The organism is Amycolatopsis sp. cg13 (genome assembly GCF_041346965.1).
Lineage (GTDB): Bacteria > Actinomycetota > Actinomycetes > Mycobacteriales > Pseudonocardiaceae > Amycolatopsis.
The window spans coordinates 7830626-7844633 of sequence record NZ_CP166848.1; the positions used below are offsets into that span (position 1 = coordinate 7830626).

General features: G+C 68.0%; 12 protein-coding genes. 6 read left to right on the forward strand and 6 right to left on the reverse strand.

What is annotated here, in order from left to right:
• Positions 1 to 20 precede the first annotated feature (20 nt).
• From AB5I40_RS36890 to AB5I40_RS36910, 5 genes are read right to left on the reverse strand one after another with little or no spacing between them, the layout of a single operon-like run.
• Positions 21 to 938, reverse strand: a complete 918-nt coding sequence (locus tag AB5I40_RS36890) for an ROK family protein (protein ID WP_370934784.1) — start codon at positions 936 to 938, stop codon at positions 21 to 23.
• The gene (locus AB5I40_RS36895; protein ID WP_370934785.1) at positions 935 to 2560 is read right to left on the reverse strand and encodes a dipeptide ABC transporter ATP-binding protein; all 1626 of its coding nucleotides are present in this window, start codon (positions 2558 to 2560) and stop codon (positions 935 to 937) included. Before AB5I40_RS36895 ends, AB5I40_RS36890 begins: the two co-directional genes overlap by 4 nt.
• Positions 2557 to 3387: an ABC transporter permease gene (locus tag AB5I40_RS36900; RefSeq protein ID WP_370934786.1), complete on the reverse strand. Its 831-nt coding sequence runs from the start codon at positions 3385 to 3387 to the stop codon at positions 2557 to 2559. Before AB5I40_RS36900 ends, AB5I40_RS36895 begins: the two co-directional genes overlap by 4 nt.
• Positions 3384 to 4343, reverse strand: coding sequence for an ABC transporter permease (locus AB5I40_RS36905; protein WP_370934787.1), 960 nt, complete (start codon positions 4341 to 4343; stop codon positions 3384 to 3386). Before AB5I40_RS36905 ends, AB5I40_RS36900 begins: the two co-directional genes overlap by 4 nt.
• A gap of 4 nt (positions 4344 to 4347) precedes the next feature.
• Positions 4348 to 6147 (reverse strand): peptide ABC transporter substrate-binding protein, encoded by a 1800-nt coding sequence (locus tag AB5I40_RS36910; RefSeq protein WP_370934788.1) that lies wholly within the window; start codon positions 6145 to 6147, stop codon positions 4348 to 4350.
• Between the two features lie 150 nt (positions 6148 to 6297).
• On the opposite strand from AB5I40_RS36910, the gene AB5I40_RS36915 reads away from it, so the two are divergent.
• The 6 genes from AB5I40_RS36915 to AB5I40_RS36940 all read left to right on the forward strand — a co-directional run bounded on the left by AB5I40_RS36915 (position 6298) and on the right by AB5I40_RS36940 (position 12593).
• Positions 6298 to 7443 carry an ROK family protein gene (locus AB5I40_RS36915; protein WP_370934789.1) on the forward strand — a complete coding sequence of 382 codons (1146 nt, stop codon included), beginning with the start codon at positions 6298 to 6300 and terminating at the stop codon, positions 7441 to 7443.
• On the forward strand, positions 7440 to 8894 hold the full coding sequence (locus AB5I40_RS36920) for a M81 family metallopeptidase (RefSeq protein ID WP_370934790.1): 1455 nt from the start codon (positions 7440 to 7442) through the stop codon (positions 8892 to 8894). The genes AB5I40_RS36915 and AB5I40_RS36920 overlap by 4 nt, the downstream gene beginning before the upstream one ends.
• Before the next feature lie 107 nt (positions 8895 to 9001).
• Positions 9002 to 9766 carry an ArsR/SmtB family transcription factor gene (locus AB5I40_RS36925; RefSeq protein ID WP_370934791.1) on the forward strand — a complete coding sequence of 255 codons (765 nt, stop codon included), beginning with the start codon at positions 9002 to 9004 and terminating at the stop codon, positions 9764 to 9766.
• 315 nt (positions 9767 to 10081) lie between these two features.
• The gene (gene rho, locus AB5I40_RS36930; RefSeq protein WP_370934792.1) at positions 10082 to 11149 is read left to right on the forward strand and encodes a transcription termination factor Rho; all 1068 of its coding nucleotides are present in this window, start codon (positions 10082 to 10084) and stop codon (positions 11147 to 11149) included.
• Position 11150: 1 nt separating this feature from the next.
• Positions 11151 to 11642 (forward strand): GNAT family N-acetyltransferase, encoded by a 492-nt coding sequence (locus tag AB5I40_RS36935; protein ID WP_370934793.1) that lies wholly within the window; start codon positions 11151 to 11153, stop codon positions 11640 to 11642.
• A 99-nt stretch (positions 11643 to 11741) separates the two neighbouring features.
• Entirely contained in the window at positions 11742 to 12593 is an 852-nt protein-coding gene (locus AB5I40_RS36940) for a class I SAM-dependent methyltransferase (protein WP_370934794.1), read from the forward strand.
• Here the strand turns inward: AB5I40_RS36940 and AB5I40_RS36945 are convergent.
• Complete coding sequence (locus tag AB5I40_RS36945; protein ID WP_370934795.1) at positions 12580 to 13950, reverse strand: APC family permease; 1371 nt, start codon at positions 13948 to 13950, stop codon at positions 12580 to 12582. The genes AB5I40_RS36940 and AB5I40_RS36945 overlap by 14 nt on opposite strands.
• Positions 13951 to 14008 lie beyond the last annotated feature (58 nt).

Here is a 14008-nt window from a genome sequence, read left to right on the forward strand (position 1 = left end):
GATGGTCCACAGAGGACTGGTTAGGGGTTGCTCACGTCCGGTAGCCGCTGAATACCGGCAGTGAGACCGGCCGCGCCCAACGCCACGGATTTCGCGCCGTGCCGCGAGAGCCGGACGGACACCGGTTTCCCGGAAAGCAGCGGCCGTTCCTCCAGCGCTTCCCGCACTGGCTTCTCCAGCAGCGTCCAGGAGTTGACCACCGAACCGCCGAGTACGCAGGTCGCGAGGCCGAGCAGTCCGGCGGCGTGCGCGATCGCCTGGCCGAGGAACCGTCCCGCGTCCGTGAACACCGCTTGGGCGGCGTCATCCCCGTTGCGCGCCTCCGCGGCGACGTCCGCCGCGGCGAGGGTCCGGCCGGTCGTCTCGGCATAGCGACGGGTCAAGGCCCGGCCCGCGGCGTACGCCTCAAGGTGTCCGATCTGCCCGCAAGTGCAGCGTTCCTCCCCGTAGCGGCCGACATGCCCGATCTCTCCGGCCCCGGTCGCGCCGCCGTACAGCAGCCGTCCGTCGACGAACAGCGCGCCGCCAACACCGGTGCCGACCGCGACGCCCAGCACGTTCCGCTCGCCCGGCAGCAGCTCGCCGAGCAGGAATCCGTCGACGTCGTTGACGGTGCGCACCGGCACGCCGCCGAGCCGCGCGGACAGCTCGGCGTTGACTGGCGTGCCCGCCCAGCCGGTGAACGAATCGCCGGTGACCAGCACTGTTCCGGTCACCGGGTCAACGACGCCCGCAGCTCCGACGCCGACTCCGGTGAGCGCCGCGTGGTCCGGCACGAGCGAGCTGACCAGCTCCGCCGCGCGGTCGAGGATCGCCGCGCCGCCCCGGTGCGATTCGGACGGCGCGGACGCCGACCCCAGTTCCTGTCCGTCCTCGTCGCACACCACCACCAGGGTTTTAGTCCCGCCGATGTCGACTCCGGCCCGCAACTCCGTCACGCCGCGGGGTCCGCGCCGGCCAGCGCCTCGCGCCGGCTCCGCTGCAGCTGCGGGTCCGGCACCGGCGAGGACAGCAGCAACGCTTGGGTGTACGGGTGTTCCGGAGTGCGCAACACCGTTTCCGCCGGGCCTTCCTCCACCAGTTCGCCCGCGCGCAGCACCGCCACCCGGTCGCACAGGCTGTCCACCACCGCGAGGTCGTGGCTCACGAACAGGCAGCCGAACCCGAACTCGCGATGCAGCCGCCGGAACACTTCCAGCACCGCTGCCTGCACGGATACGTCCAACGCGCTCGTCGGCTCGTCCGCGATCAGCAGCTTCGGGCCGAGCACCAGGGCGCGGGCGAGGCTCACGCGCTGGCGCTGCCCGCCGGACAACTCGTGCCCGTACCGGCCCAGCAGGCTTTCCGGCAGCTCCACCGCGTCGAGGAGTTCCCGCACCCGCCGCTGCCGCTCGCCGCGGCCGGTCGAGGTGTGGACCACCAGCGGTTCGGCGACGGTCTGCGCGACCGTCATCCGCGGGTCGAGCGACGACGCCGGGTCCTGGAACACCGCGCCGATCTGCCGCCGGACCGCCCGCGCAGTGCGGCCGGTGCCTTTCGGCAGCGGTGCGCCGAGCACTTCGACGGTGCCGGATTTCGGCGTGACCAGGCCCAGCGCGCAGTTGCCGAGCGTGGTTTTCCCCGAACCGGATTCGCCGACCAGCCCGACGATCTCACCGGGTGAGACGAACAGGGAAACGTCGTTTACCACCTGCCGTCCGCCGTACTCGACCACGACATTCGACAGCGCGAGCACGGGCTTCCGGGTTTCTTCGGCAGGTGCAACGTGGGAGAACGAACCCAGTTGCGGAACCGCGGCCAGCAGTTCCCGGGTGTAATCCGCCTTCGGCGCGGCGAACAGTTCCGCCGCCGGAGCTTCTTCCACGAGCTTTCCGCGGCGCAACACCGCGACGCGATCCGCGACATCGGCGACGACGCCCATATTGTGCGTGATCAGCAGGGTCGCGGTGCCTTCGTGTTCGCGGATATCGCGCAGCAGGTCGAGAATCTGCTGCTGCACCGTGACGTCGAGCGCAGTGGTCGGCTCGTCCGCGATGATCAGTTTCGGACCGGCCGCGAGTGCGATCGCGATCATCACGCGCTGCCGCAAACCGCCGGACAGCTCGTGCGGGTACTGCTTCAGCCGTGCGGCCGGTTCCGGAACGCCGACACGGTCGAGCAGTTCGGCGCACCGGTCGTAGTAGCGGCGGTGGCGCAACTTCTCCGGGTCGTGGTTGCGGATCGCCTCGGCGAGCTGGAAACCGATGGTCCGCAACGGGTTCAGCGCGGTCATCGGTTCCTGGAACACCATCCCGGCGGCCGGCCCGCGCAGTTTCCGCAGCTCCTCGCCGCGCAGGTCGAGCACGTTCTGCCCGGCCAGCTCGATCGATCCGGTGACCCGCGCGGAATCCGGCAGCAGCCCGAGTACCGCGAGCGCCGCCGTGCTCTTGCCGGAGCCGGACTCGCCGACCACCGCCACGATCTCGCCGGGCGCGACGGACAGGCTCAGCCCGTCGACCGCCGCCGAACCGTCCGCATAGGACACCCGCAGGTCGCGGATGTCCAGCACTGCTTCGCTCATCGTCGCCCCTTCACCGCGAACGCGTCGCGCAGCCCGTCGCCGAGGAAGTTGATCGCGCACACCACCAGGACGATCGCGATGCCCGGCGGCAGGATCAGCCACCACGCGCCGTCGAAGGTGTAGGTAATTCCTTTAGAGAGCATCGCGCCCCAGTCGGTATCGGGCGCGGGCACGCCGAGCCCGAGGAAGCTGACGTACGCCACGAGCAGGATCGCGTCGGCGATCTGGAACGTCGCGTTCACCACCACGGTGCCGATCGCGTTCGGAATAATGTGCCGGAACACCACGCGCGTGCGGCTCGCGCCGAGCACGGTGATCGCGCGGATGTAGTCGCGCTCGCGCAGGCTCACCGTTTCCGCGCGCATCAGCCGCGCGGGCACCAGCCATGACACCGCGCCGATCAGCAGCGCCAGCACGCCGACGCTCGGTGTCACCAGCGTCGCGGCCACCAGCAGCAGGAACAGCGCCGGGATCGCGACGCCGGTGTCGACGATCCGCATCAGCACGGTGTCCAGCCAGCCGCCGGTGTACCCGGCGACCGCGCCCCACACCGCGCCGATCGCGGTCGCGATCAGCCCGGCGAGCACGCCGATGACCAGCGACGTCCGGCCGGCGACCATGAGCCTGCCGAGCACGTCGTAGCCGAGGTCGTCGGTGCCGAGCAGATGCGCGGATACAGGGCCGAGCCGAGCCGAGGCGAGGTCGGTGTGCGATTGGTCGGTGCCGTAGAACAGCGGCCCGAGGAAACAGAACGCCACGACGAGCAGCAGCAGGACCGCGCCCGCGACGGCGGACTTGCGGGCAAACAGCCGCGAAAGGACAGTCACGACCGCGCTCCCTTCACCCGCACCCGCGGGTCGATCGCCAGCTGGATCAGGTCCGCGAGCAGGGAACCAAGCACGGTCGCGACGGCGATCACGAGCACGACGCCCAGCAGCACCGGGAAATCGGCGGTGCGGGTCGCGGTCCAGAACAGCAGGCCGATGCCGGGGTAGTTGAACATCGATTCCACGACCAGCGAGCCGCCGAACACCACCGGCACGTAGTAGCCGAGCATCGAGACCACCGAGGTCAGCGAGTTCGGCCAGACGTGCCGCCAGATGATCGTGCGCTCCGGCGTTCCCTTGGCCCGCGCGGTGCGCACGAAGTCCTCGGACAGGCTGTCCAGAGTGGACGCTCGCATGTACCGGCTGAACGCGGCGAGCGCGGCTCCGGTCCCGGCAAGCACCGGCAGGACCAGCGCCCCGGGCTGGGACAGCAGTTCGCCGATCGTTTCGCCTTGTGCGGCTTGCGCCGGGAACCACGGCAGTACCTGCGCGAACAGGATGATCAGCACCAGCGACAGGAAGAACACCGGAGTCGCGTAGAGCACGAACGTGATCGCGGTGGTGAGCAGATCCGCGGTACGGCCGCGGCGGACCGCCTGCCAGACACCGAGCGGCAGCGCGACGAGAATCGCGAGCGCGGTGGAAAGCACGGTGAGCAGCAAGGTTTTCGGCATCCGCTCGGCCAGCAGGGTGCTGACCGGCGAGTTCTGCGTGTACGACTCTCCGAGGTCGCCTTGCAGCAAGCGCAGCAGGTAATCCCAGTATTGCACCGGAAGCGGCTGGTCGAAGCCTTGCGCGTGGTTGAACGCGGCGATCTGCGCCTCGGTGGCCTTCACCCCGAGGACGCCGCGAGCCGGGCCGCCGGGCAGCAAATGCAGCAGCACGAACGTCACCACGGTGACCAGCAGCACGACCACCACGGCCAGCACGAGCCGGCGGAGGATATAGCGCGTCATGTCCTCACCTCGTCCAGAACCAGCGTTGCGGCAGCAACTGCCCGGCCATCGGGTCCTGAGAAACGCCGTGCAGCGCGGTGTCGATCGCCGATACCTGATACGGCGGATTCGGCAGCCACAGCACCGGAAGCTGCTCGGCCAGGTGTGCGCTGTACTCGAGCATCGCCCCGTTGTCGGACGCCAGGTTGGTGGCCGCGATCAGCTTGTCCGCCTTGGGATCGCTGTAGCCGCCGAAGTTCGTGCCCGCGCCGGTCGCGAACAGCTCCTCGCCGCTCGGGTTCGCTGAGAAGTACCAGCTGCCTTGCGTGCCGAAGTAGGACAGCTGCCAGCTGCACGACGGGTCCGTCGACTTGCACGTGGTTCCGTTGGCCAGCACGGTGTTCAGCGGCTGCGCGTTGATCTTCATCTCGATGCCGGCCTTGGACAGCTCCGAGCGCAGTTCCTGCATGGTGCCGTCGGTCTCGTCGGAACCGGATTCGGTCAGCATGGTCAGTGACAGCCGGGTGCCTGCGGCGATGCCCTCGCCGCATTTCGCCGGGTCCGCGCAGAGCAGGACGCCGTCGGAGCCGGGTTTCCAGCCGTGGTCGGCGAGCAGTTGCCTCGACTTGTTCAGGTCGAACGGGTACGGATTGGTCTTTTGTTTGGGGGACAGGTACTTCGTGTCATTGTCCTGCGGGACCGGGCCGTAGCCGACGCGCGCGGCGCCGCGCCAGATCACCGAGGTGATGGCGTCCTGGTCGACCGCGTGCTGGATCGCCTGCCGGACATACAGCTGGGAAAACACCTTGCCCAGCTTGGGATTGTTGAAGTTGTACGGCGAGTACGTGATGGACCAGCCGTTCCACGGTTCGACCCGGTAGCCCTGCTGCTCCAGCTTCGAACGCTGGCCGAGGTTCGACGTCGGCAGGTAACCGTAATCGACGCCGCCGGCGCGCAGCACGTTGTACTCCGCCGAGGAGCTGGTGAAGGTCAGGAACCGGACGGTGTCGAGCTTCGCCGGGTCCGGGCCGGTGTACTTCGGGTTCTTCCGCAGCGTCACCTCGCCGGACGTGGTGAAACCGGCCAAAGTGAACGGTCCATTCACAACCTTCCACAGTGGATTGGTCCCGTAGGTGCCGAGCTGTTTCGCTTGACTGACCAGGAAATCGAAGACCTGCTTCGCGCCGTCCGGAGTGCGGTCGTGGTCGCCGACCGGGCCCGCGGCGCTCGTGCGGTCCCACGAGTGCGGCATCGGGACGATCAGGCTGAGCTGGTTGGCGGTGAACCAGTCCGGGTTGTACGCCTTGTCCAGGGTGAACGTGAAGGTGCGGTCGTCCACGGCTTGGAAACCGGTGATGCTGTCCGGGATCAGGCCCTTCGAATACTTGCCCCAGTTGTCCTTGCCCGCGCGGGCGAGGTTGAGCCAGAACTCGACGTCCCTGCTGGTCATCGGCTCGCCGGTGGCCCAGGTCAGCGGCTTGAGCGTGATGGTCACGGTCTTGCCGTCGGGGGAGTAGCTCGGCGGATTGGCCGCGCTCGCGGCGTCGTCGAGCGTGACCGAGCCGGAACTGGCGTCGTAAGCATAGAGCGGCACGAACATGGTCGAGCGGATCATGCCGTTGTACGACCCGCCGTAGCCGGGGATCGAGAACGGCATGATCCAGTTCGGCGTCGCCGACGGCGGCATCGCGAACCGCACGGTGCCGCCGGTTTTCGGGGTTCCGGAGCCGCCGCCGTGCGGTTCCCGGCTCGCCGCGCAGCCGGACAACGCCAGCGCGGCGGCGAGCGTGACCCCGAGCGCGGTGCGCCACGGGCGTCGAGCCATTCGCATCACTTCCAACAACTCTGATGAAAGACCAGTGCCAGGTGCTATGCGGTGTCCTGGCTGTCGGGTAATCTTGCATGAGAGGCAGGAATTGCCAAGAGGCCTGTCGAACAGTTTAGTTACATCAATCCTGATGAAAGAGGTGGCGCGGTGGATCCGGCCGGACCGCTGCGGCTGTTGTGGCTGGTCGCGCACGGCCACGCGAAGTCGCGCATGGACCTGGCGCGAGCGCTCGGGCTGCCGCAATCGACGGTGTCGGTGCGCACGCAGGCGCTGATGTCCGCCGGGGTGCTGAGCGAATCCGGCGAGGGCCGGTCCGCGGGCGGGCGGCGGCCGAAGCTGCTGTCGGTCAACACGGAGTTCGGCCACGTCTGGGGAGCCGACGTCGGCTCGCGGCACGTGCGGATCGGCGCGCTCGACATCGCGGGCAACCTCCTGGAAGTGCACGAGCGTCCGCTGGACATCAGCCAGGAGCCGCGAGAACTGGTTGCCGGGCTCGCGGCCGCGGTGCGCGACGTGATGGCAGGCGCGGATTGCCCGGGCCGCGCGCTCGGCCTCGGCGTCGCGTTCCCGGGTCCGGTGGACGTCGACGCGGGCACCATCACGCTGCCGTCGCGGATGCCTGGCTGGCGCGGTTTCGCGGTCCGGGATGCGCTGGCGGAGCACTTCGAGCTGCCGGTGTTCGTGGACAACGACGCGAACCTGCTGGCGTTGGGCGAATCCGTGGCCGGCGCGCCCGGCCGGACGTTGCTGGTGGTGAAGGCGGGTACCGGCATCGGGTCCGGAATAGTGCTGGGCGGCGAGCTTTACCGCGGCCGGGCCGGAGTCGCGGGCGACATCAGCCACGTGCGCGTGCCCGCCGCCGAGGACCGGCCGTGCACCTGCGGGAACCGAGGTTGCCTGGAAGTGGTGGCCAGCGGCGCCGCGCTCGTCGGGCAGTTGCGGGCGCAGGGATTGAAGCTGGAGACCACCGCGCAGGTGATGGCCACCGCCGAGGACGGGCATCCCGAAGCGACCACGGCCGTGCGGCGCGCCGGGCTGCGGCTCGGCGAGGTGCTCGCCACGGTGGTCAACTTCAGCAACCCGGACGAGGTGCTGCTCGGCGGCGCGCTGTCCGGTTCGGAAGCGTTCGTCGCGGCCGTGCGCGGTGCGTTGTACGAACGGTGCCTTCCCTTGGCTACCAGGGAATTGCGGATCGACCGGGTGCGCTTCGGTGCGGACGCGGGACTTTGCGGCGCGGGCGCGCTCGCGCTGGACGCGGTGTTCGAGCAAGCGATCAAACGGAGTGGACGATGAAGAAGCTGCGGGTCGGGATCACCGGAATCGCCATCGAATCGAGTACCTTCTCGCCGCATAGGTCCACTGTGGACGACTTCCGGATCTCGCGCGGCGACGACTTGCTGGCCCGCTACGACTTTCTCGACGAGGACTGGGCAGCTGACGTTGAATGGGTGCCGCTGGTCGACGCCCGGTCGCTTCCCGGTGGTGCGGTCACCGAGGAGGCTTACGCTGAGCTGTCCGGGGAAATCCTGGACCGGTTGCGTTCGGCGGGCGAATTGGACGGGCTGTTCTTCGACATCCACGGCGCGATGAGCGTGGTCGGACGGTCCGATGTGGAGGCTTCGCTCGCACAGGAGGTCCGTTCCATTCTCGGCCCGGACGTCCTGGTGTCGGCGTCGATGGACTTGCACGGCAACGTTTCCCGCGAGCTGGTCACGGCGCTGGACCTGATCACCTGCTACCGGATGGCCCCGCACGAGGACGCGTGGGAGACCCGCGAGCGGGCGGCGCGGAACCTGGTGGCGCGGCTGCGGTCCGGCGGTCGGCCGAAGAAGGCTTGGGTGCCGGTTCCGGTTCTGCTGCCGGGGGAGAAGACCAGCACCCGGCTCGAACCGGCGAAGAGCATTTACGCGGCGGTGGACGACGTCGAAGCGCTCGACGGAGTCCTGGACGCGGCGATCTGGGTCGGCTACGCGTGGGCCGATGAACCACGCTGCCAGGCCGCGGTGGTGGTGATGGGCGACGACGTTTCCGTGATCACCAAGGAAGCGGAGTACCTGGCACAGTCCTATTGGGACGCTCGGCACGATTTCGCGTTCGTCGCCCCGACCGGCACCCTGCAGGAATGCCTCACGCAGGCGGTCGCTTCGACCTCGCGACCGTTCTTCATCAGCGATTCCGGCGACAACCCGACCGCTGGCGGTGCCGGGGACACGTCGTGGAGTCTGGACGTCCTGCTGAACACTCCGGCCATTGTGGACTCTTCGCTGACCACTTTGTACGCGGCCATTGTGGACCCTGAGGCTGTCGCTGCGGCGGTGGCAGCCGGTGTCGGCGCGACGATTTCCGTTGAACTGGGCGGAAAAGTCGACTCCGGCCCGCACGGTCCGGTCGCGCTCACCGCGCAGGTGGCCGCGATCGACGCCGACGACCCGGTCGCCGGAACCGCGGTGGTGCTGGCGGTCGGCGGCTTGCGGGTGATCGTGACCGCGCGCCGCAAGCCGTATCACCTCGAATCCGATTTCCACGCGCTCGGCCTGCGCCCGCGCGAGGCGGACGTCGTGATCGTCAAAATCGGCTACCTCGAACCGGAGCTGTACGACATGGCCGCCGACTGGCTGCTCGCCCTCACCCCCGGCGGCGTCGACCAGGACCTGCTCCGGCTCGGCCACTCCGGCATCGTCCGGCCGATGTTCCCGTTCGACCCCGGCATGGCGGCCCCCTCGCTCGCTCCAGAGGTCTTCTGAACACCGTGAGTAGTTAGCGCCGAGGCGGTCGGTAACTCGCCTCGGCGCTGACCTGTATTTACCTCCGCCGACTTGACAGGCAGGTATTTGCCTGCCTTACTGTAGGTGTGCAACCCGACCTGGACAAAGTGTTCAAGGCGCTGGCGGATCCGACCCGCCGGTACCTGCTCGACCAGCTGCGCGAGGACAACGGGCAGACGCTGGGCGAGCTGTGCCGCCGGCTGGAGATGACGCGGCAGTCCGCGACCCAGCACCTCGCCGTGCTGGAGGCGGCGAATCTGGTGAGCAGCGTGCGCCGCGGCCGGGAAAAGCTGCACTACCTGAATCCGGTGCCGCTGCACGAGATGCAGGAGCGGTGGGTGGACCGGTTCGAGCAGCCGCGGCTGCGGATGCTCAGTGCCGTCAAACGTCGAGCAGAGGAAGCCATGAAGCCGAGTTTTGTGTATGTGACCTACATCGAAAGCACGCCGGAGAAGGTGTGGCACGCGCTCACCGACCGCGAGCTGACCGGACAGTATTGGGGCCACCACAACGAATCCGACTGGAACAAGGGTTCGCGGTGGGCGCACGTGCGGACCGACGGGTCCGGGATCGCCGACGTCGAGGGCGAGGTCATCGAGGCGGTCCCGCCGAAGCGCCTGGTCACCACCTGGTTCGACCCGAACGGCCCGAAGGACCAGGAGCCCTCGCGCGCGACGTTCGACATCGAACAGCACGAGGGCATCGTCCGGTTGACCGTGACCCACGAAGACCTGCCCGACGAGAAGGCGCACCAGGACGTGTCCGGCGGCTGGGCGGCGGTGCTGTCGAACCTGAAGTCGCTGCTGGAGACCGGGCACGTGCTGCCGCAGGCTCCGTGGGAGATGCCGTGACTGTCTCCCGGTCCCGGGAATAGACCCGCGGCCAGGTTTGTTGGGGCCTTGTGAGCGCCGGTTTTCCGCCGGGCAGCCGCTCACGAGGCCCCTTTCGCGTGCAGTGCCAGTTGTGCGGCCGGAACCGATGCGCTACTCTCAGCGCATACCCCAGGAAGTCGGCCCCGCCGCCCAGGGGTTCCGCCCTTCCCGCCAGCGTGAGTCCACGCGACGAGGATCGGCGTCTTTCCCGAAGCCCGTCGCCTGACCCGCTTCGTTCTCACTCCGGCGGTCCGCTTAACGCGTCGACTGTCACTGCTCAAGGAGCCACAAACCATGACACAGCAAGGAATTCTCGACATCCACGGCAAGACCGCCGCACTGGGCTACACCCCCGGCGGCCCGTCCGTGCCGCTGTCCCTGATCCGCACCCACGGCCTGCGCCGCGGCGACGAACTCGTCCTCGACAACGGCGAACTAATCTCCGTCAACGGCCGCCCGCCCGGCGAAAAGCGCCCCGATTTCGACAAACTCACCCCCATTCACCCCAACCAGCGACTGGTTCTCGAAACCAGCCGACACCAGCTCACCACCCGCGTTCTAGATCTAGTCGCACCGCTGGGCAAAGGCCAGCGCGCCCTGATCGTCGCCCCGCCGCGCACCGGCAAAACCACTGTGCTGCAAGCGATCGCGCAATCGGTGGCGGTCAACCACCCGGAAGCACACCTCATGGTGCTGCTCGCCGACGAACGCCCCGAAGAAGTGACGGACATGACCCGCTCTGTCCACGGCGAGGTCGTCGCGTCCACCTTCGACCGCAAACCCGCCGAACACACCGCCGTCGCCGAACTCGCTTTGGAACGCGCGAAACGCCTGGTCGAAACCGGCCGCGATGTCGTGCTGCTGCTGGATTCGCTGACCCGCCTGGGCCGCGCGTACAACCTGGCAGCCCGCACCTCCGGCCGAATCCTGTCCGGCGGCGTGGACGCCAGCGCACTGCACCCGATGAAGAAAATCCTAGGCGCGGCAAGGAACATCGAGGACGGCGGCTCGCTGACCATCATCGCGACCGCCTTGGTGGGCACGGGTTCTCTGGCTGACACGGTGTTCTTCGAGGAGCTGAAGAGCACCGGAAACTCGGAACTCCGCCTCGACCGCATGCTCGCCGACCACCGCGTATTCCCGGCCGTGGACTTCTTCGGCTCCGGCACCCGCCGCGACGAACTGATTATCCCGCCGCAGGAACTGGCCGTGATGAACGAGGTCCGCCGCGCCCTGTCCACCCAAGACCCGAAGCGGGCCGCGGAACAGTTCCTGGAACAGGTCCGCACGACCAAGTCCAACGCGGAATTCATCGCGCGGGTCAACGCTTCGCTGGCTGTTCCGTCCACAGTGGCCGCTTGAGGTGGAGACCGAGCGCCTCCGCCTCACGCCGATCGGCCCGCACCTCGCCGACGAGCTGTACCGCCTGCATCAAGACCCCGGCATCGCCCGCTGGTACGGCACCTGGACCCGCGCCGACGCGGAGGCCCGCGCCGCGGAGATCGGCCGAAGCTGGCGACGCGACGGCGTCGGCAAATGGCTGGCCCGCCACCGGAATTCCGGAGAACTCCTCGGCCGAGGCGGACTGTCCTATCAGGACGTCAAAGGCACCCGGCAGCTGGAGATCGGCTGGGCAATACGCGAGGCGCACTGGGGAAGCGGTTACGCCACCGAGATCGGCCTCGCTGGCCTCGCCCGCGCGCGAGAACTCGGCGCGACGGAAGTGGTCTCCTTCACCGAGGTGCACAACGCCCGCTCCCGCGCGGTGATGGAACGGCTCGGCTTCACCTACCGCCACGATTTCCCGCACCGAGGCGAACCGTTCTCCCTCTACGCAATCCCGCTCGGCGACTGAGCGAAATTCACCGCCGTTGCCGAAACGGAACCGCGCCACTCTTTCGAAAAATTAATTTTTCTGCTATACTCCGAAATTACTGGGTTAAAGTCCGAAGTCATGACCCCCGACGCGCAACCCAGCCGTACCGCTCTTCTCTCCGCCGCAGCGCGAGCCGCGCATCTGCTGGTCGACGACCACCCGGCAATCTTCACCGACCCGCTCGCGCACCGCTTCCTGGGAGAACGCGCCGAAGAACTCCTCGGCTACCACCGGTCCTACGGCGACCACTCAGCCCTGTCCGGTGCCCGCACAACAGCCGTCACCCGCAGCCGCTACACCGAAAACCGGCTGGCTGAAATGGCTGTCGACCAATACGTAATCCTCGGTGCCGGGCTGGATTCCTTCGCTTACCGCGAAGCCCGACCGGCCCACGTGCGAGTGTTCGAAGTGGACAAGCCCGCCACCCAGCACTGGAAAAAGAAACTGCTGGCCGAAGCCGGGATCACCACGCCCAAATCCGTCGAGTTCGTCGCCGCCGACTTCGAGAAGGTCCCGGCGTTGACCAGCCACCTTGCCCAAGCGGGGTTCGACCCGAACCGCCCAGCATTGGTCAGTTGGCTCGGCGTAACGATGTACCTCACCGAGGAAGCGATCAGCCAAACCCTCCGCGCGATCAGCGGCCTGGCTCCCGGAACAGAACTCATCGTCGAACACCTCCTCCCCGCCGAACTCCGCGACGAGGCAGGCCAGGCGTACGCGGAGCTGGTCATGGCCGCAGCAGCCGCCCACGGCGAACCCTGGCTAACGTTCCTCAGCGCCGAGCAGATGGCCGCGCTCCTGCGAGACCACCTGCTCGAGCCGAGAGAACACGTCCGGCAAAAAGACATCCCAGTCGAATGGCAACGCGACGACGCACTTCGCCCGACCGAGCTGTCCATCCTCACCAGGGCCCGCGTCAGGGAATCGTGACCAGCCACCGATCCGACCGCCGACGCAGATAACCCCACCAATACCCGGCCGAAGCGACCAGCACCCCAGCCGTGATCGCCAGGTCCAGCAGGCTCTGCGACACCAGCACGTACCCGAGCGCCAGCACCGCCACAACGGGCACCACCGGCCACCCCGGCATCCGCCACACCTGCGGACGCCGGTGCGCCGGTCGCCGAGCCCACAGCACGCTCACCGAAATCGCCAGGTACAGCGCGACCACAGCCACCCCGGTCACGCCGCTCAGCGTTTCCACCGGCACAAAACACAGCACCGCTTCCGAAACACCGACCACGAGCGTCGCCACCCAAGGCGCGCCAAACCGCGGACTCACCACACTCAACGCCCGGTTCACCGGCTCCGGCCATGCGCGATCCCGCCCCGACGCGTACAGCACGCGCGAATTCTGGATCACCATCACGATCACCGCGTTCACGATCGCCGCCGCGATGCACAGGCTGACGATCGTGCCGAACGTCGAACTGCTCCAGCTCACCACAAGCGCGGTCAGATCAAGATTCCCGAGCGTCGCGAGATCCGGCACGCCCAGCGTGATCGCCACAACCGGCACCAGAATCACCACCGCGCTGATGCCGAGCGTCCAGAACACCGTCCGCGACACCGTTTTGTGCGGCTCCCGCATCTCCTCCGCGAGATACACCGCGGTCGAGAACCCCTGCACCACGAACAACGCCACCGCCAGCCCGGCGATCACCGAAACCAGCGCGATCGGATGGACGCCGTCGAGACTGGGCCGCACGAGCACCGAGGCAGGCCGGTCGCTGTGCGCGAAGCCGAGCACGGACACCACGACAATCGCCACGATCTCGATCACCAGGAAAATCCCGGTCAGCCACGCGTTCGAGCGCAGGTTCACCAGGCCCATCCCGGTGGACGCCAGCATCACCAGCGCACCCGCCACGGACGGATCGAGGTGGACGGCCACTGCCAGATAGTCAGCCACCCCGATCGCGATGATCGGCGGCACCACGAGAATCACGATGAACGACAACATAAAGGTGATCCATCCGGCGAACCGGCTGACCACCGTCGACACCATCGCGTACTCGCCACCCGAACTCGGGACCAGCGTGCCGAGTTCGGAGTAGCAGAACGCGATCCCGACGCACAGCAGCACGGCGAGCCCGATGGCCAGCGCGGTGCCGGTGCCGAGCGAGCCGAACAGCGGCGGGACGAGAACGAACAACGACGACGCCGGGGTCACGCAGCTGAGCGTCAGCAGGGTTCCGCCGCCGACCCCGATCGATCTGGTCAGCGAGCGGGGCGCGGGCGAACCGGCGGCAGTGTCGGTCTGGACGGGGACCGGATGAGGCGGCATGGGGATCCCTCCGTCGGCGGCGCTGGAATTCGACGGATGGAACAGGACGGGTTTGCCG

Bases quoted from the DNA above. Each gene is read 5' to 3' on its own strand.
- AB5I40_RS36895 (WP_370934785.1), bottom strand. From the start codon at position 2,560: ATGAGCGAAGCAGTGCTGGACATCCGCGACCTGCGGGTGTCCTATGCG.
- AB5I40_RS36905 (WP_370934787.1), bottom strand. From the start codon at position 4,343: ATGACGCGCTATATCCTCCGCCGGCTCGTGCTGGCCGTGGTGGTCGTG.
- AB5I40_RS36910 (WP_370934788.1), bottom strand. From the start codon at position 6,147: ATGGCTCGACGCCCGTGGCGCACCGCGCTCGGGGTCACGCTCGCCGCC.
- AB5I40_RS36920 (WP_370934790.1), top strand. From the start codon at position 7,440: ATGAAGAAGCTGCGGGTCGGGATCACCGGAATCGCCATCGAATCGAGT.
- rho (WP_370934792.1), top strand. From the start codon at position 10,082: ATGACACAGCAAGGAATTCTCGACATCCACGGCAAGACCGCCGCACTG.
- AB5I40_RS36940 (WP_370934794.1), top strand. From the start codon at position 11,742: ATGACCCCCGACGCGCAACCCAGCCGTACCGCTCTTCTCTCCGCCGCA.
- AB5I40_RS36945 (WP_370934795.1), bottom strand. From the start codon at position 13,950: ATGCCGCCTCATCCGGTCCCCGTCCAGACCGACACTGCCGCCGGTTCG.